Annotated in this window: 15 protein-coding genes; 8 read left to right on the plus strand and 7 right to left on the minus strand. The window is 66.9% G+C overall.

Annotated elements, in window-relative coordinates:
• Positions 1 to 336: 336 nt before the first annotated feature.
• The 6 genes from O3298_RS11290 (at position 337) to O3298_RS11315 (ending at position 6,639) form a co-directional block, all read left to right on the plus strand.
• Positions 337 to 1,530, plus strand: coding sequence for a porin (locus O3298_RS11290; protein ID WP_354669682.1), 1,194 nt, complete (start codon positions 337 to 339; stop codon positions 1,528 to 1,530).
• Positions 1,531 to 1,558: 28 nt separating this feature from the next.
• On the plus strand, positions 1,559 to 2,083 hold the full coding sequence (locus O3298_RS11295) for a sorbitol dehydrogenase family protein (RefSeq protein WP_251348491.1): 525 nt from the start codon (positions 1,559 to 1,561) through the stop codon (positions 2,081 to 2,083).
• Between the two features lie 9 nt (positions 2,084 to 2,092).
• Positions 2,093 to 3,703 carry a GMC family oxidoreductase gene (locus O3298_RS11300; protein ID WP_305059384.1) on the plus strand — a complete coding sequence of 537 codons (1,611 nt, stop codon included), beginning with the start codon at positions 2,093 to 2,095 and terminating at the stop codon, positions 3,701 to 3,703.
• Positions 3,700 to 5,103 (plus strand): cytochrome c, encoded by a 1,404-nt coding sequence (locus O3298_RS11305; protein ID WP_305059385.1) that lies wholly within the window; start codon positions 3,700 to 3,702, stop codon positions 5,101 to 5,103. Before O3298_RS11300 ends, O3298_RS11305 begins: the two co-directional genes overlap by 4 nt.
• 140 nt (positions 5,104 to 5,243) lie before the next feature.
• Positions 5,244 to 5,696: an Rrf2 family transcriptional regulator gene (locus tag O3298_RS11310; protein WP_289914534.1), complete on the plus strand. Its 453-nt coding sequence runs from the start codon at positions 5,244 to 5,246 to the stop codon at positions 5,694 to 5,696.
• Positions 5,683 to 6,639: an NAD(P)/FAD-dependent oxidoreductase gene (locus O3298_RS11315; protein ID WP_289914535.1), complete on the plus strand. Its 957-nt coding sequence runs from the start codon at positions 5,683 to 5,685 to the stop codon at positions 6,637 to 6,639. Before O3298_RS11310 ends, O3298_RS11315 begins: the two co-directional genes overlap by 14 nt.
• 27 nt (positions 6,640 to 6,666) lie before the next feature.
• Here O3298_RS11315 and O3298_RS11320 read toward each other — a convergent pair whose 3' ends face one another.
• Entirely contained in the window at positions 6,667 to 7,434 is a 768-nt protein-coding gene (locus O3298_RS11320) for an SDR family oxidoreductase (protein WP_289914536.1), read from the minus strand.
• Between the two features lie 123 nt (positions 7,435 to 7,557).
• Here O3298_RS11320 and O3298_RS11325 point away from each other — a divergent pair, with 123 nt between their 5' ends.
• Together O3298_RS11325 and O3298_RS11330 are read left to right on the plus strand one after the other, a co-directional pair.
• The gene (locus O3298_RS11325; protein ID WP_289914537.1) at positions 7,558 to 8,481 is read left to right on the plus strand and encodes a LysR family transcriptional regulator; all 924 of its coding nucleotides are present in this window, start codon (positions 7,558 to 7,560) and stop codon (positions 8,479 to 8,481) included.
• A 16-nt stretch (positions 8,482 to 8,497) separates the two neighbouring features.
• Positions 8,498 to 9,250 carry a DUF4303 domain-containing protein gene (locus O3298_RS11330; RefSeq protein ID WP_289914538.1) on the plus strand — a complete coding sequence of 251 codons (753 nt, stop codon included), beginning with the start codon at positions 8,498 to 8,500 and terminating at the stop codon, positions 9,248 to 9,250.
• Between the two features lie 3 nt (positions 9,251 to 9,253).
• Here O3298_RS11330 and O3298_RS11335 read toward each other — a convergent pair whose 3' ends face one another.
• The 6 genes from O3298_RS11335 to O3298_RS11360 form a co-directional block, all read right to left on the minus strand.
• Positions 9,254 to 10,375, minus strand: a complete 1,122-nt coding sequence (locus tag O3298_RS11335; protein ID WP_305059386.1) for a metallophosphoesterase — start codon at positions 10,373 to 10,375, stop codon at positions 9,254 to 9,256.
• A 71-nt stretch (positions 10,376 to 10,446) separates the two neighbouring features.
• Positions 10,447 to 11,961: a response regulator gene (locus O3298_RS11340; RefSeq protein WP_305059387.1), complete on the minus strand. Its 1,515-nt coding sequence runs from the start codon at positions 11,959 to 11,961 to the stop codon at positions 10,447 to 10,449.
• The gene (locus tag O3298_RS11345) at positions 11,948 to 13,771 is read right to left on the minus strand and encodes an ATP-binding protein (protein WP_305059388.1); all 1,824 of its coding nucleotides are present in this window, start codon (positions 13,769 to 13,771) and stop codon (positions 11,948 to 11,950) included. Before O3298_RS11345 ends, O3298_RS11340 begins: the two co-directional genes overlap by 14 nt.
• Entirely contained in the window at positions 13,768 to 14,853 is a 1,086-nt protein-coding gene (locus tag O3298_RS11350; protein WP_305059389.1) for an ATP-binding SpoIIE family protein phosphatase, read from the minus strand. The genes O3298_RS11345 and O3298_RS11350 overlap by 4 nt, the downstream gene beginning before the upstream one ends.
• A complete protein-coding gene (locus tag O3298_RS11355; protein WP_305059390.1) occupies positions 14,850 to 15,287 on the minus strand; it encodes an ATP-binding protein in 438 nt (145 codons plus the stop codon). Before O3298_RS11355 ends, O3298_RS11350 begins: the two co-directional genes overlap by 4 nt.
• A gap of 10 nt (positions 15,288 to 15,297) precedes the next feature.
• Positions 15,298 to 15,660 carry an STAS domain-containing protein gene (locus tag O3298_RS11360; RefSeq protein ID WP_099667758.1) on the minus strand — a complete coding sequence of 121 codons (363 nt, stop codon included), beginning with the start codon at positions 15,658 to 15,660 and terminating at the stop codon, positions 15,298 to 15,300.
• Positions 15,661 to 15,663 lie beyond the last annotated feature (3 nt).

A 15,663-nucleotide genomic window follows, 5' to 3' on the forward strand; every position in this document is an offset into this window, starting at 1 on the left:
CTGATTAGCCACCGGGCGCGTGTTTTTCGACACGCGCCGCCGCTGCTTTCCCCATGCCTGTTCCGCGTATTTCCGCATCCTGCCGGGCGTGCGCCCGCATGCCTGCCGGTTTTGCTATAAGACACAAGAAAGTTTTGCTATAAGACTACGCCTTACAGTCAATTACTTACATGTGAGTAATTGGGCGTATAATTTGCTCCACTTGATCCAAATCAAGAAGAAAAGCGGACGCCCCACGCGCTGTACGGGGCCGCAACGCGGCGCCACAGCCGGTATGTCGCCATCACGGCGGCAATGCTGGCCGGGCGTACTATAAAACAGGAAAGTCAGGAAAAAATGAACACTACATGCATGCGCGCTGCGGCGCTGGCCGTCTCCACGCTCATCGGCGCAAACGTTTGCGCCCAAAGCAATGTCAGCATTTATGGCGTGGTCGACGCGGCCATGGCGTACACCAGCAACCAGGGCGGCAATTCGAACACTTACATGCGCAGCGGCAACTTGTCCGCCAGCAAGATCGGCTTCCAGGGCGTGGAAGACCTGGGCGGCGACCTGAAGGCGCTGTTCTTGCTGGAAAACGGCTTTGAGAGCGATACGGGCGCGCAAAGTTCGGCCAGCTCCCTGTTCAACCGCCAGGCTTACGTGGGCTTGCAATCGGCAGCCTACGGTACCGTCACGGCCGGCCGCCAGTACACGCCGTATTACCTGCTGGTGGGTTCGCTGGCGTCGAGCAACGTGTTGACGGGCGCCACCGGCGCCCATCCTGGCGATATCGACGGCCTCGATACGACCGTGCGCATCAGCAATTCCGTCACCTACAGCATGCCGGCCTGGCGCGGCCTGCAGGCCAGCGCGCAGTACGGCTTTGGCGAAGCGGCCGACGGCAACGCCGTGGGCAGCAGCTTTAGCGCCGCCGTCAAGTACAGCACCTCGCCAGCCGAATTCGCGCTCGGCTACCTGAAACTGAAAAACGGCCAGAACAATGCCAGCGCCATGGCCATGAGCACCCAGGGTGGCTGGAACGGCAATGCCTCGGGCAGCTTCGGCATTTCCGCCATCAACCAGGGCTACGCCTCGGCTGAAAGCGTGCAATTCATCGCCGCCAGCGCGCGCTACACCATGGGCAAGTGGATGGTGGGCGCCAACGCCAGCAACGTGCAATACGAGGCGGGCAGCCGCTCGGCCTTCCGCGACACGGCCATCTTCAACACGGCCGGCCTGATTTCCAGCTACCAGTTGACGCCGCAGTGGTTCCTGGCCGCCGGCTACAGCGACACCTTCGCCAGCCACGCCAACGGCATCGCCGACCGCGCGCGCTACCGCCAGCTATCGTTCGAACAGACGTATGCGCTGTCGAAGCGCACCGCCATCTACCTGATCGAGGCGCGCCAGCTGGCGCGCGGCCAGACCCTGGGCCAGGACGGCGCCATCGTCAACGCCGTCGCCTCGGTCGGCGATTCGCAAAACGGCACGCCGTCGTCGACCGGCGGCCAGTCGGTGGTCATGGTCGGTCTCAAGCATTCTTTCTGAACGGTTGCTGAACTCACGGGAGCTTCAAGTGGACGCTACACATCACAAGGAGGGCCGCGGCCCTCTCAATCCCGGCCGCCGCATGGTGCTGGCCGGCTTGCTGTCGGCTTCGGCCGCGGCGCTGATTCCCTGGGCGCTGGCCGAACCGGTCGCCAATGCGGAGCAGGGCGCCTTCCTGGGCGTGTCGGCCATGCTGGTGGGGCGGCAAGTGCTCGACCCCGTGCTGGCCAGGCGCCTGTATGACGCGCTGGTGGCGCAGGATACGGCCTTCCCGGCGAAGGTGCGCGCGCTGCTGGCGCTGATCAATGCGCAGGGTTTGCAGGCGGCCGGCCTGCAGGAAGCGCTCGACGGGCTGGACCCGGCCCAGTCGCCGCTGGCCGCCTTGCCGCGCCAGATCGCCAGCGCCTGGTACCTGGGCATCGTCGGCACGGGCGAGGCGGCCGTCTGCGTCGCCTACGAGCAGGCGTTGAACGCGGCCGTCGTGGCCGACGTGCTGAAACCTCCCACGTATTCCTACGGCGCCTACGGCAGCTGGGCCAGAAAACCAATTTAAGGAGCCATCATGGCTGAAGAACTCTCTGCCGATTACCTCGTGATCGGTTCCGGCATCATCGGCTCCCTGGCTGCGCGCAAGCTCGCGCTGGCCGGCGCCTCGGTGCTGATCCTGGAAGCGGGACCGCGCGTGTCGCGCGGCGAAATCGTCGCCCGTTTCCGCAATACGACGCGCCGCAGCGACTGGATGTCGCCGTATCCGTCCGTCGCCACGGCGCCGCACCCGATCTACCAGCCGACCGATAACGGCTACCTGGTGCAGGCCGGCCCGTATCCGTACCCGGCCGAATACATCCGCCAGTTCGGCGGCACGTCGTGGCACTGGGCCGCGCAGGCCTGGCGCAACGTGCCGAACGACTTCCGCATCCATACCCTGTATGGCGTGGGCGTCGACTGGCCGATCAGCTACGAAGACCTGGAGCCGTTTTACCAGGAAGCGGAAGAGATTATGGGCGTCTCGGGTGCCGAGAACACGGGTTCGCCGCGCAAGCAGGCGTTTCCGATGGACCCCGTGACGGAGCCGTACGCCATGCGCCGCATCCGCGAGCGCCTCGACCCTGCGTTCAAGGTCGTCGGCAACACGGTGGCGCGCAACAGCGTCAGCTACGATGGCCGCCCGGCCTGCTGCGGCAACAACAGCTGCCAGCCGATCTGCCCCATCGACGCGCAATACCACGGCGGCATCGCCGCGCAGCAGGCGGAAGACGCGGGCGTGAAGATCGTCTGCAACGCCAACGTCTACAAGCTGGAACACGACGCGCAGGGCCGCATCACGGCCGCGCTGTACTACGACGTCGACAAGAAAAGCCACCGGGTCACGGCCAAGACTTTTATCCTCGCCGCCAACGGTATCGAAAGCCCCCGCTTGCTGCTCGTTTCCGCCTCGGGCAAATACCCGAACGGCCTGGCCAACAGCAGCGACATGGTGGGCCGCAACCTGATGGACCATCCGAGCACCTCGATCACCTTCGACGCTGATGAAGACTTGTGGCTGGGCCGGGGCCCGCAAAGCCCCAATTCCATCAACACCATGCGCGACGGCGACTTCCGCAGCGAGCACTCGCCGTACCGCCTGGATTTCACGAACATCTCGCGCGTCGACGGCGCCACCAGGGAATTGATCGGCAAGGGCGTGTTTGGCGAAGCATTCGAGCAGCAGCTGCGTTTCCGCTCGGCCCGCGAAATGAGCCTGAAAAACGTGCTGGAAGTGCTGCCGAACCCGGAAAACCGCATTGCCCTGAGCAGCGAAAAAGACGCCATGGGCATCCCCAAGCCGCAGGCGCACTATTCGATCGATGAGTACACGAAGCGGGGCCACGAGCGTTCGAAGCAGGATTTCGAACAGATCGCCAAGCTGATGGGCGGCACCAATCTGCGCCACAGCAAGGAAGGCGTGTTTGCCAACAACCAGCACATCTGCGGCACCCTGTCGATGGGTTCCGACCCCGCCAAGGCCGTGTGCGACCAGTGGGGCCGCACCTTCGACCACGCCAACCTGTTCCTGTGCAGTACCGGCGTGCTGCCCACGTCCGGCACCTGCAATTCGACGGAAAACGGCCTGGCCGTTGCGCTGCGCACCGTCAAGCACATCCTCGACGAACAACAGGGAGGCACAGCATGATGGCGGCCTTCAGACTGACGGCGGGCGCCGTCTTGCTGTCCCTCGCGGCCATGCCCGTGCTGGCGGCCGACAAGGCCGTGCCTGATGCGGCGGCGATCGAACGCGGCCGCTACCTGGCCACGGCCGGCGACTGTATCGCCTGCCATAGCGTGCCTGGCGGTAAACCGATGGCGGGCGGGCTGTCCCTGGCGACGCCATTGGGCGCCATTGTCGCCACCAATATCACGCCGTCGACCACGCATGGCATCGGCAATTACACGCTCAAGCAGTTTTCCGACGCCGTGCGCCATGGCGTGCGGGCCGACGGCGCCAACCTGTACCCGGCCATGCCCTACACGGCCTACGCCAAGGTGACGGACGAGGACACGGCGGCCCTGTATGACTACTTCATGCACGGCGTGGCGGCCGTGGACTCTGCGCCGGCGCAAAAGACGGACTTGCCGTTCCCGTTCAACATCCGCCTGTCGATGGCGGGCTGGAACATGCTCTTCCTCGACAAGAAGCCCTTCGTCGCCGATACGGCGAAAAGCATGGAGTGGAACCGGGGCGCCTACCTGGCGCAAGGCCTGGCCCACTGCACCACCTGCCACACGCCGCGCAATGCGCTGATGGCCGAACAGCTGTCGAAGGAGCTGGGAGGCGCTGACCTGGGCACCTGGCATGCGCCGAACATCACGTCGGATATCAACAGCGGCGTGGGCGGCTGGAGCCAGCAGGAACTGGTCGATTACCTGCGCACGGGCCGCACCGCCAACAAGGCGCAAGCGGCGGGACCGATGGCCGAAGCCATCGACCATAGCCTGAAGCACCTGAGCGATGCGGACTTGCACGCCATCGCGCACTACGTCAAGAGCGTGCCGGCCATCCGCGACAAGGCCGACACGCAGCCGGTGACGCAATGGGGCAAGGCGGGCGACGAGCTGGCCAGCATCCGCGGCGTGCCGCTGCCGCAAAACCTGAACAAGATGTCGGGTGCGCAGCTGTACGATGCGCAGTGCGCCAGCTGCCACCAGGTCAGGGGCGAGGGCAGTTTCGACGGCAGCCTGCCGCCGCTGTTCCACAACTCGGTGACGGGCCGCAGCAACAGCAACAACCTGGTGATGGCCATCCTCGATGGGGTGGAGCGCCAGGATGGCAAGGGGAATCATGCTGCGGGACACCTGATGCCCGCCTTCCGCCAGACCCTGTCGGACGAGCAGATCGTTACCCTGGGCAATTACGTGCAGAAGATGTACGGCAATCCCGCAATCAAGGTGACGGCAGAGCAGGTGACGACCCTGCGCAACGGCGGCGCGCCGTCCAACCTGATCGGCCTGGCCCGCGCGGGCATCATCGTCGGCGTGCTGGTGCTGCTGGCATTGCTGCTGTGGTGGCGGGGACGCCGGCGCAAGCAGGCGTAGAAGCAGTCGCGAATAACAGGCGCTGAAGTACAGACGCTGAAGTACAGGCAGGGGCCGGGCTGAATAGTCCGGCCCCTTTTTCATGCCCCAAAATTGCAACTGGTTTGCATCTGTGTAAATTATGTACTATCATTAGTTACATGAGACGCGACAGCAAACTATCATCGATCCTCCATGTGCTGCTGCACATGGCCCACGCGGGACGCCCGATGACGTCCGAGGAACTCTCCGCTTACCTGGATACCAATCCCGTGCTGGTGCGGCGCGTGATGGCCGGCTTGCGCGAGCGGGGCTATGTGGCTTCGGTCAAGGGGCATGGCGGCGGCTGGCGCATCGTCTGCGACCTGCACCGCGTCACGCTGCACGACATTTACGTGGCCGTGGGGTCGCCCACCGTCTTCGCCATGGGCAACCGCGTCGATCAGCCGGGCTGCCTGGTCGAGCAGGTGGTCAACCAGTCGCTGGCCGGCGCCTTCGACGAAGCCGAGGCGCTGCTGATCCGGCACTTTGGCGCCGTTACCCTGGCCGACCTGGCCGAACGTTTCAGCCAACAATACGCCACACACCAAGGAGCACCGCATGACCATTCCTGAATCCCAGGGCGGCGCCACGCCTGCCGCGGCATTCGACGCCCCGTTCGACGTCATCATCGTCGGCGGCAGCTACGCGGGCCTGTCGGCCGCCACGCAACTGGCGCGCGCCCGCCGCCGCGTACTGGTGGTCGACGGCGGCCGCCGCCGCAACCGCTACGCCAGCCATTCCCACGGCTTCCTGACCCGCGACGGCAGCGGGACGGCCGCCATCGCGGCCGAGGGCAAGGCGCAACTGCTGGCGTATGCCACCGTCACTTGGCTGGATGGCACGGCCGTGCAGGCAGCGGCCAGCAGCGCTGGCGATGGCTACGACGTGACCCTGGCGGACGGCACGCTCGTGCGGGGCCGCCGACTGGTGCTGGCCACCGGGGTGATCGACGAATTGCCGCCCGTCGATGGCCTGGCCGAGCGCTGGGGCGGCAGCGTCTTCCACTGCCCGTATTGCCACGGCTATGAGCTGGAGCAGGGCGCCATCGGCGTGCTGGCCACCGGCCCCCTCTCCATGCACCATGCGCTGATGCTGCCCGACTGGGGCACGGTCACTTTTTTCCTGAATGGCGCGTTCGAACCCGATGGCGCGCAGCTGGAGCAGCTGGCCGCCCGCGGCGTCACGGTGGTGCGCGCGCCCGTGGCGCGGATCGCCGGCGTGGCCGACGTGGTCATGCAGGACGGCAGCCGCCATGCGATGGCTGGCCTGTTCGTGGCGACCCGCACCCGCCTGGCCAGTTCCCTGGCCGGTGAGCTGGGCTGCGCGTTGGAAGAGGGGGCCATGGGGCCGTTCGTGCGCACCGACGAGCAAAAGGCCAGCAGCGTGCCTGGCGTCTTTTGCTGCGGCGACGCGGGGCGCATGGCCGGCAGCGTGGCGTTCGCGGTGGCCGATGGCGCCATGGCTGGCGTGGCAGCGCACCGCTCGCTGATGTTCGGACTGACCCCGGCGGCGTAATGCCGGGGCCGTGGTGCGTGCTGGCGCTCAGGCGGCAAAACCGCCATCGATCTTCAGCCCTGCACCCGTGACGAACGCGGCTTCCGGGCTGGCCAGGTAAGCGACCATGCCGGCGATTTCATCGGCCGTGCCGTGGCGGGGCAGGGCCATCAGACCGTGCATCAGGTCGGCGAAGTCGCCCGTCGGCGGGTTCATGTCCGTGGCGACGGGGCCTGGTTCCACGTTGTTGATAGTGATGCCGCGCGGACCCAGGTCGCGCGACAGGCCTTGCGTCAGGCCGCTCAGCGCCGATTTGCTCATGGCGTAGGCGGCCGCCCCGCCGAACGGCATGCGGTGCGCATTCGTGCTGCCGATGTTGATGATGCGCCCGCCCGTCTGCATGTGCGCCACGGCTGCCTTGATGGCCACGAACACGGCGCGCACGTTGACGGCCACGGTCTTGTCGAAGTCTGCCAGCGAAAAGTCGTCGATGGCGCCGGGCAGGAATACGCCGGCGTTGTTGACGAGGATATCGACGCGGCCAAATTGCGCCGCCACCTTGTCGATGGCCGCCGTCAGGGCGGTGGCGTCAGCCGCATCGGCTTGCACGCCCAGGGCCTTGCCGCCGCTTGCCTCCACCGTGGCGGCCAGCGCCTGCGCTTCGGCGGCCGAGCTTTGATACGTGAAGACGACGTTGGCGCCTTGGCTGGCCAGGCGGCGCACGATGGCGGCGCCGATGCCGCGCGAGCCGCCCGTCACAAAAGCGATCTTGTCTTGCAGTGGCAGGGAGGTGCTGGTGGCGGTTTGGGTTTGCATGGTGTGCTTTCTAAGTGAGGAATCGAGGAGTTCAGTATCTGCCTTTCATTCCTGCCGCGCTAGCCATGAATCGCTACAATCACTTTCAACCATTGGTATCAGCTGAGCGGGTAGAATAGGCGCATGGACGCCCTCAATCACTTGCAATCCTTCGTGCTGTCTGCCGAGTTGGGCAGCTTTTCCGCCGCCGCGCGTCGCCTGGGACTGACGCCGGCAGCCGTCAGCAAGAACGTGGCGCGCCTGGAAGCGAGCCTGGGATTGCGGCTGTTCCAGCGCAGCACGCGGCGCCTGACCCTGACGGAAGGGGGCGAGCGTTTCCTGCAGCAGATAGGCGGCGCCCTGTCCACCCTGCGCGAGGCGATCGCCGGCGTGGCGGAAGAGGGCGGCCAGCCGGCCGGCATCCTGAAAATCAGCATGGCGCCGTCGTTCGGGCGCAGTTACGTGGTGCCACTGCTGGGCGACTTCATCGCGCGCCACCCGGGCGTGGTGCCCGACTGCCATTTCGACAACCGGCAAGTCGACTTGATCGGCGAAGGCTTCGATGTCGCCATCGGCGGCGGCATCGAGCTGACGCCGGGCGTGGTGGCGCGCGAGCTGGGTCACGCCCACATCGTCGCCACGGCGTCGCCCGCCTTCATGCAGGGCAAGGCCATGCCCAGGCATCCGTCGGACCTGGCGCAATTCGATGGCGTGGCGCGCCGTTCTGCCGGCAGCGGCAGGTTGCGCAGCTGGATATTGCGCGACGGCGCGGGCGGCGAAGGCGTGGCCGAATGCCGGCCGCGCGCCATCTTCGACGACCCGGAAGCGATGGCGCAGGCAGCCATCCTGGGCGTCGGCGTGGCGCTGCTGCCCATGCCGCACGCGCTGGCCCACTTGCGCAGCGGCGCGCTGGTACGCCTGCTGCCAGGCTGGCACGCCGATTCCGGCCCCCTGTCCGTGTACTATCCCAGCAAGAAACTCTTGCCCGCGAAGACGCGCGTGTTCGTCGATTTCCTGCTGGAGCAGTTCCGCCAGCGCGATTTCGCCGCGCAGATGCGGCCCGATTAACCGATAAAGAATTCCGATGCATAGCAATTACAGCCTGTTTTACACCTTCGACGGCAACCGGCCGGCCCGCTTCCGGGAAGCGCGCGTCTTCGGCACGACCGTCTGGACGGCCAGCGGCACGGCCATGACCTGGGGCGAGGAGACGCGCAACGACTACGCCAGCGAAGCCGAAGCGTACGCCGTCTACCTGGCGCATGGCCGGGCCGCGCTGGCCGACGGCTACGTGCTGGCGCGCGAAAGCGTCATCGACCCGGCCGTCTTCGATTTCGCGCTGCTGCAAACCCTGGTGGCGGATGCCGCGCGCCTGGCTGTCGAAGCCGCGCGCCGCGCGCATCCCGACCAGCACATCGACGCTTTCGCGCTGGTGAGCGACGACGGCGCCATGACCATCGGCCCCATGGCCAACAGCCGCGAAGCGCTGGCCGCCTCGGAATACGGCGAGGAAATGCTGTGGAATCCCGCCGAATGGGCTTTCGAGGACGGCGGCGAATATTTTGACAGCGCCTACCGATTGCTGCTGCAGGCGCACCGCGACTTGCCGTTCGACGTCGATTTCGCCGCCTTGCGCAGCGGCGTGTTCGACGCCTGCATCGCGGCGCTGGCGCGGCTTGACGCCGAGGGGGTATTCGGCACGGGCGCCCAGCGTGACGAGAGCGTGCTGCTGTTCGAGGTCAGCGACAGCGAACCGGTGGAAGGCGCGATGGCGCGTTTGAATCCGCCGGCGGTGGTGGCGCGGTTCGAGGCGTGGATGGCCAGCTGGGCCGACTAGGTTCTACGCCACCACCAGCCTGAGTCTCGTAATCTCCGCCGGCGCGCCTATGCGTTTCGGCGGCCCCCAGTAGCCCGTGCCGCGGCTCACATAAATCCACAGGCGGCCTTGCCGGTGCAGGCCCGCCACGTAGGGCTGCTGCAGCGGCACGAACAGGTTCCACGGCCAGAACTGGCCGCCGTGCGTGTGGCCCGACAATTGCAGGTCGTAGCCGGCCGCTTCCGCCTCGGGGGCGCTGCGCGGCTGGTGCGCCAGCAGGATGCGGGGGATGCCGGCCGGCGCGCCGGCGATGGCCGCTTGCGGGTCGCTTTTCTGCGCCGGATCGAAGGCGGCCGCGTTGAAGTCGGTGACGCCGGCCAATGCCAGGCGCGCGTCGTCGCGGTCGAGGACGACATGTTCATTCATCAGCACGCGCAAGCCCAGGCGGCGAAATTCCGCCACCCACGGCGCGGCGCCCGAATAGTATTCGTGGTTGCCCGTGACGAGGAAGACGCCGTGGCGCGCGTGCAGCTCGCCCAGCGGCGCCGTGTGGCTGCCCAGTTGCGCCACCGTGCCGTCGACCACGTCGCCCGTGATGGCGATGAGGTCCGCCTGCAAGCCGTTGGCGCGCGCGACGATGGCCTGCACGTAGGCGCGCTTGATGGTGGCGCCCACGTGGATGTCGCTCAGTTGCACGATGGTGTAGCCCTGCAAGGCGGCCGGCAGGCCCGCGATGGGCACGTCGACCTCACGCACGCGCGCCACCCGGCGGGCATTGATGAAGCCGACGACGGTGGCCAGCAGCGCCAGGAGCAGCACAAGCACGGCGGACGCCTGCGCGTGCGGGCGGGTGGCGGGAATCAGCATCAGCAGTGCGCGCAGCACGGTCAGCACGAACAGCGAGGAAAAAAAGCCCATGCACAGCGAACCGGCCCAGCTCAGACGGTCGGCCAAGCGCGCATCGTTGGTGACGGCGCGGGCAAAGATCGTCATCGGCATGAGCATGGTCGACGCCAGCAGGACCAGGCCGCCCAGCAGCCAGCCGGCCAGGCCGACGGGCAGCGACGGCAGCAGCAGCCAGCCCAGGAGGGCGTGCAGGGCGCCCAGTATCATGGTGATGCGCAGCAGCGGCGTGCGGGTTGTCATGTCATGCTTCCAGAGGTGAGGCGGCCGCCGATTATAGCCGACGCCTTGGCCGCAGGCAGCCGCCACCCCGCTCATGGGGCGATATGCAATCCCAGCATGGCCAGCTTGCCGAAATCGACGGGTTTGGCGAAGTGTTCGTTGAAACCGGCCTGCAGGGCCGCCTGGCGGTCGTGTTCCTGGCCGTAGCCGGTCAGCGCGACGAGCAGGAATTGCTGCGGTATCGGCAACTGGCGCATTTTGACGGCCACGTCGTAGCCGCTCGTGTCGGGCAGGCCGATGTCGAGAAAGACGATGTCGGGCTTGAATTCCAGCGTGCGCTCGGTGGCTTGCGCGCCCGTGTAGGCCGTGCGCACCGTGTGGCCGTACATTTCCAGCAGTTCGGCCAGGGTGTCGGCCGCATCGCGGTTGTCGTCGACGACGAGGATGCGCTGGCTGCCGCCGGTGACGGCCAGCGGCGCTGGTGCGGCCGCCACCGGCACGTTGGCGTCGAGCGGCAGCAGGACTTCGAAGGTGCTGCCCAGCCCTACGCCGGGGCTGCGCACGCTGACCTGGCCGCCGTGCAGGGTCACCAGGTTGCGCACCAGCGACAGGCCGATGCCCAGGCCATCCTGCACCCGGTCTGGCGAGTGGCCGCTCTGCTCGAACAGGCCGAAGATGCTGTCGATGCTGGCAGCGGCGATGCCGATGCCGTTGTCGCTGAGGCGGATGCGCACATTGTCGCCTTCGCGTTCGGCGGTAATGGCGATGCGCCCGCCCGGCGCCGTGAACTTGGCCGCATTGAGCAGCAGGTTGGCGACGATCTGCGACAGGCGCACGGCGTCGCCGCAGACCCACAGTTCTTCCCGGGGCAGGTTCACGTCCAGCGCATGGCCGCGCGCCTCGATGCTGTGCGAACTCGTTTCCAGCGCGCTGCGGATGACGCTGGCCAGGCTTACGCTTTCCCATTGCAGCGAGATTTTGCCCTGCGAAATGCGCGACACGTCGAGCAGGTCGTCCACCAGGCGCACCAGGTGGTCGGTATGGCGGGCGATGGTGCGGCGTGCATTGTCCTGCACGGCCGGCACGACGGGGTCGAGCTTGCACAGCAGGGCCAGCGCCGTGCGGATGGGGCCCAGCGGATTGCGCAATTCGTGCGCCAGGGTGGCCAGGAATTCATCCTTGCGGCGGTCTACGTCGCGCAGCGCGCGCTCGACGCGGCCCAGGCGCAGCAGGGCCTTGACGTTGGCGATCAGTTCATCGGCCTCGATCGGCTCGACCAGGTAATTGTCGGCGCCGCCGTCCAGGGCGCGGATCTTGTCGGCCGTGCCGATGCAGGAAGCCGACGTTTGCAGCACCAGGATGGTGTTCGTCTCGGCGCCGCCCTTCAACTGGCGGCACACCTCCAGGCCGTTGATGTCGGGCAGCTTGACGTCGAGCAGGATCAGGTTGGGGCGGTCGTGGCGGGCGCGCAGCAGCGCGTCGCCGCCGTTCGACGCTTCGATGACCTTGAAACCGGCGCGTTGGAGGATGCGCGACTTGGCGTAGCGTGCGCCGTCGCTGTCATCGACGTTCAGGATCAGAGCATCGCTGTTGTTATCCGGTAGCATGCGCATTGTCCCAGGTGGTTGTGCCTTGCGGCGGAACCGGCTCTTGCCGGTGGTGTGGATTGCCGATCAGCGCGCGCAGGGTCGCCAGCAATTGCTGGCGCGACAGCGGCTTGACGTAATAGGCGTCGGCGCCCAGGGCCAGGCCCTTGCGCACGTCGTCGATCTCGGTGGCGACGATGACGGGCACCTGGCGCCGCAGCGGGTCGTTTTTCAGCTCGGCCAGCCAGTGCCAGGCCGTTTCGCCGTGCAGCAGGATGTCGAGGATGACGGCGGCGGGGCGCTGCTGTTCCCAGCGTTCCTGCGCCTCGCGCACGCTGCGCGCGGGAACGACGCGAAACTCGCTGCCGGCCAGGAATTTTTCATACAGCAGGCGCACGGGCGGATTGTCTTCCACCACCAGCACGGGTATGCGCTGGTCGTTGCCATTGTCGTTGGCCGGCGCGCTCGGCGGCAGGCTGCCTTCGGGCGCATGGTAGCTGGCGGGCAGGACGACGGAAAACAGCGAGCCGTGGCCCGGCGTGCTTTCCACGCTCACCGTGCCATTGAGCAGCGTGGCCAGGTTGCGGCACAGGGGCAAGCCCAGACCCGTGCCCTTGACCTTGCGCTGCATATGGTTTTCCACCTGGCTGAATTCCTCGAAGATCAGCTGCACGTCCTCGGCGGCGATGCCCAGGCCCGTGTCGGAGACGGAAAAGCGGATCGCGTCCTGCTCCGGCAAGGGCGTGGCGCTGACGACGATGGCACCCGCTTCCGTGAACTTGAGGGCGTTGGAAATGAAGTTGCGCAGGATTTGCGACAGCTTGCCTTCATCCGTGTGGATGTGCAGCGCCGGATCGGGGTCGATGAAGGTCAAGGTGAGCGCATCGGACACCAGCAGCGGGCGCAGCATGCCGCGCAGGGCGCTGAACAGGTCCGCTACCTGGAAACTGTTGGCGTGCACGTCGACCTTGCCCGCCTCGATCTTGGCCAGGTCCAGCAGGTCGTTCACCAGGTCGCTCAGGCTGACGGCGCTTTGCAGGATGAACAGCACCTGTTTTTCCTGTTCCTCCGACAGATCGCCGTCGATGCGGTCGAGCAGCAGCTTGGACAGTGCGCGGATGGAGCTGAGCGGCGTGCGGAATTCATGGCTCATGTTCGACAGGAAGCGCGATTTCATCTGGTCGGCGCGGCGCAGGTGGTCGGCTTTCTCGTCCAGTTCCGCGAACAGCGCCACCACGCCGCGGTTGGTGTCTTCCAGTTCGCGCGTCAGCTGCAGCAGGTCGTCCTGCCGCGTCTTCAGTTCGGCCAGGGTGGTCAGCAGCTCGCGGTTCTGCTGCTGCACTTCCGACAGCGTGATGTCCGGCGGCAGCGCCTGCAGGCCGCCGGACAGCGTGCCGATCTTGCCGCCGTCGAGCAGGGGTGCGTCGCGCGGGAACAGCTTGTGCAGGGTGATCTGCGTGCCGTCGCCCGGCGCGCTGCGGATATGGCAGCGGTCCATCAGGCGCTGGGCGCCCAGGATGCCCAGGCCCATACCCGTCGGCGAGCGGTAGGTGCCAGCCAGTATCTGTTCCAGCTGCGCGATGCCGGGGCCCTGGTCCTCGATGCGGATGCTGAGCACCTGCGGCGCCGTCTGGCCATCGATGGCGAAATGCACCTTGCCGCTGCCGGCGTAGTTGTAGACGTTGCGCGCCAGTTCCGATACGGCCGTGGCGATGCGCACCTGGTCCTGCACGCCGAAGCCGCACAGGGCGGCGATCTGCCGCGCGCGCTGGCGTGCGCCCACCACATCGAGTTCGCTGCCGATATGGGCCGTCAATATGCGTCGTGTCATGTTGTTTCGCTCCTTTCCCCCGTCACGGCCTGCTGTTCCTCATGCTCGCGCAGCACCACCACCGTGACGTCGTCGCGCCCGCGCGCAAAGTCGCGGTACAGCACGGCGGCGACGAGGCTGGGGTGGCAGTGCGCCAGGCCCGGATACTGTTCCAGGTCCCAGCGCGTGTGCAGGCCGTCGCTATGCATGATCAAGGTTGCGCCAGGCTGCCACGGATAGCAGAATTCCTGCACCTTGCGCAGGTTGCTGCCGACGATGCCGTTGTGCGACAGCAAATGCCGGCGCTGCCGCGCATCGAAGGCGCAGGCGGCGATATTGCCCACGCCCGCGTAGCGCAACTGACGGCGCGCGCTGTCGATATGCGCCAGGGCCAGGGCCGCGCCGCGCGTGGCGCGCAGGGCGCCGTTGGCCAGCTCGATGAAGGGGGCGGGCAGCGGCGGCAGTCCCGGCGTGTCGTGTTCCAGCAGGGCGCTGGCGCGTTCCGACGCGCGCGCCGCCAGCGGGCCGTGGCCCAGGCCATCGGCCACCATCAGGCTCAGTTCATGGCCTTCGCAGACCACGTTCCAGGCGTCGCCGCATACCTGTTCCGAGGCCAGCGGCAGGCACACTGCGCCGATCTGCCAGTTCGGGCTGGCCGGGATGGCGCTGCTGGCGTTCGGCCCCCAGACCACCATCATCAGCACCGTGCCCTTGCCGGGCGCCGTGTACAGGTCGAATTCCTGGCTCAGGCGGCGTATCGCGCCCAATCCCACGCCGTAGGTGCCCGTGGTGGAATGGCCATCCTGCATGTGCTGGCGCACATTTGCCATGCCGGGGCCGTTGTCGATGGCCAGCACTTCGATGCCGCTGGTGCCGCCGCGCAGCACCTTGCGCAGCAGGATTTCGCCGCGCAGCGCGTGCTTGACGATGTTGGTCGCCGCTTCGCTGATGATGATGGCTAGCTGGCCCGTGCGCACGTCGTCGAAGCCGATGTGGCGCGCCAGCTCGTTGCCGGCGCGGCGGGCCGTGGCGATTTCGCTCGGTTCGCCGACGGAAAAACGGCGTTGCCTGGCAATGTCAGGGGCTTGCTCGAGGTGGTTCAAAACAGCTTCCATTTCGCGATGGTGACAGTGGTGCCCGCGCCGGGCGCCGTGTCGATGTGAAAGGCGTCGGCCAGGCGCTTGGCGCCACCCAGCCCCAGTCCCAGCCCGCCGCCGCTGGTATAGCCATCGGTCAGCGCCAGGGGAATATCGTCGATGCCCGGTCCCGCATCGACAAAGCGCAGTTCCAGTCCCTGGCGCGCGCCATCGCAGACGCGCGCGATGCGCGCTTCGCCGCCGCCGCCGTAGCGCAGGGTGTTGCGCGCCAGTTCGCTGGCCGCCGTGATGATCTTGGTCTGTTCGATCAGGCCAAAACCCATGGCGACCATGCTGTCGCGTACCTGTTTGCGCAGCCGCACGACGTCTTCGTCGCTGTGCAGGGGCAGAATCTGCTGCACTCCGGCCTGCGCCCGCTCCTGTGCCTGCGCGCCTAGCACGGCGCCCCCGTCATGCGCATGCGCCGCCCCGTTCCAGCAGCTTGATCCCCCGTTCCACGTTCAGGGCCGTACTGACGCCTTCCAGGGTCAGGCCCAGTTCCACCAGGGTGATGGCGACGGCCGGCTGCATGCCGACGACGACGGTGCGCGCGTCGAGGATTTTCGCCATCGCCGCCGTGTTGCTGATCATGCGGCCGATGAAGGAATCGACGATGTCGAGCGCGGAAATGTCGATCAGCACGCCCGTGGCGCGGTCCGTCACGATGCGTGTCGTCAGGTCGTCCTGCAAGGTCATCGCCAGGCGGTCGTGCATGTCCACCTGGATCGTCACCAGCAGCAGCCGGCCCATGCGTAAAATGGGGATTCTTTCCATAGG

Origin of the sequence: Janthinobacterium sp. SUN137 (assembly GCF_030587265.1) — a bacterium.
Lineage (GTDB): Bacteria > Pseudomonadota > Gammaproteobacteria > Burkholderiales > Burkholderiaceae_D > Janthinobacterium > Janthinobacterium kumbetense.

Bases quoted from the DNA above. Each gene is read 5' to 3' on its own strand.
- O3298_RS11305 (WP_305059385.1), top strand. From the start codon at position 3,700: ATGATGGCGGCCTTCAGACTGACGGCGGGCGCCGTCTTGCTGTCCCTC.
- O3298_RS11325 (WP_289914537.1), top strand. From the start codon at position 7,558: ATGGACGCCCTCAATCACTTGCAATCCTTCGTGCTGTCTGCCGAGTTG.
- O3298_RS11290 (WP_354669682.1), top strand. From the start codon at position 337: ATGAACACTACATGCATGCGCGCTGCGGCGCTGGCCGTCTCCACGCTC.
- O3298_RS11300 (WP_305059384.1), top strand. From the start codon at position 2,093: ATGGCTGAAGAACTCTCTGCCGATTACCTCGTGATCGGTTCCGGCATC.
- O3298_RS11315 (WP_289914535.1), top strand. From the start codon at position 5,683: ATGACCATTCCTGAATCCCAGGGCGGCGCCACGCCTGCCGCGGCATTC.
- O3298_RS11345 (WP_305059388.1), bottom strand. From the start codon at position 13,771: ATGACACGACGCATATTGACGGCCCATATCGGCAGCGAACTCGATGTG.
- O3298_RS11330 (WP_289914538.1), top strand. From the start codon at position 8,498: ATGCATAGCAATTACAGCCTGTTTTACACCTTCGACGGCAACCGGCCG.
- O3298_RS11320 (WP_289914536.1), bottom strand. From the start codon at position 7,434: ATGCAAACCCAAACCGCCACCAGCACCTCCCTGCCACTGCAAGACAAG.
- O3298_RS11335 (WP_305059386.1), bottom strand. From the start codon at position 10,375: ATGACAACCCGCACGCCGCTGCTGCGCATCACCATGATACTGGGCGCC.
- O3298_RS11360 (WP_099667758.1), bottom strand. From the start codon at position 15,660: ATGGAAAGAATCCCCATTTTACGCATGGGCCGGCTGCTGCTGGTGACG.
- O3298_RS11340 (WP_305059387.1), bottom strand. From the start codon at position 11,961: ATGCTACCGGATAACAACAGCGATGCTCTGATCCTGAACGTCGATGAC.
- O3298_RS11310 (WP_289914534.1), top strand. From the start codon at position 5,244: ATGAGACGCGACAGCAAACTATCATCGATCCTCCATGTGCTGCTGCAC.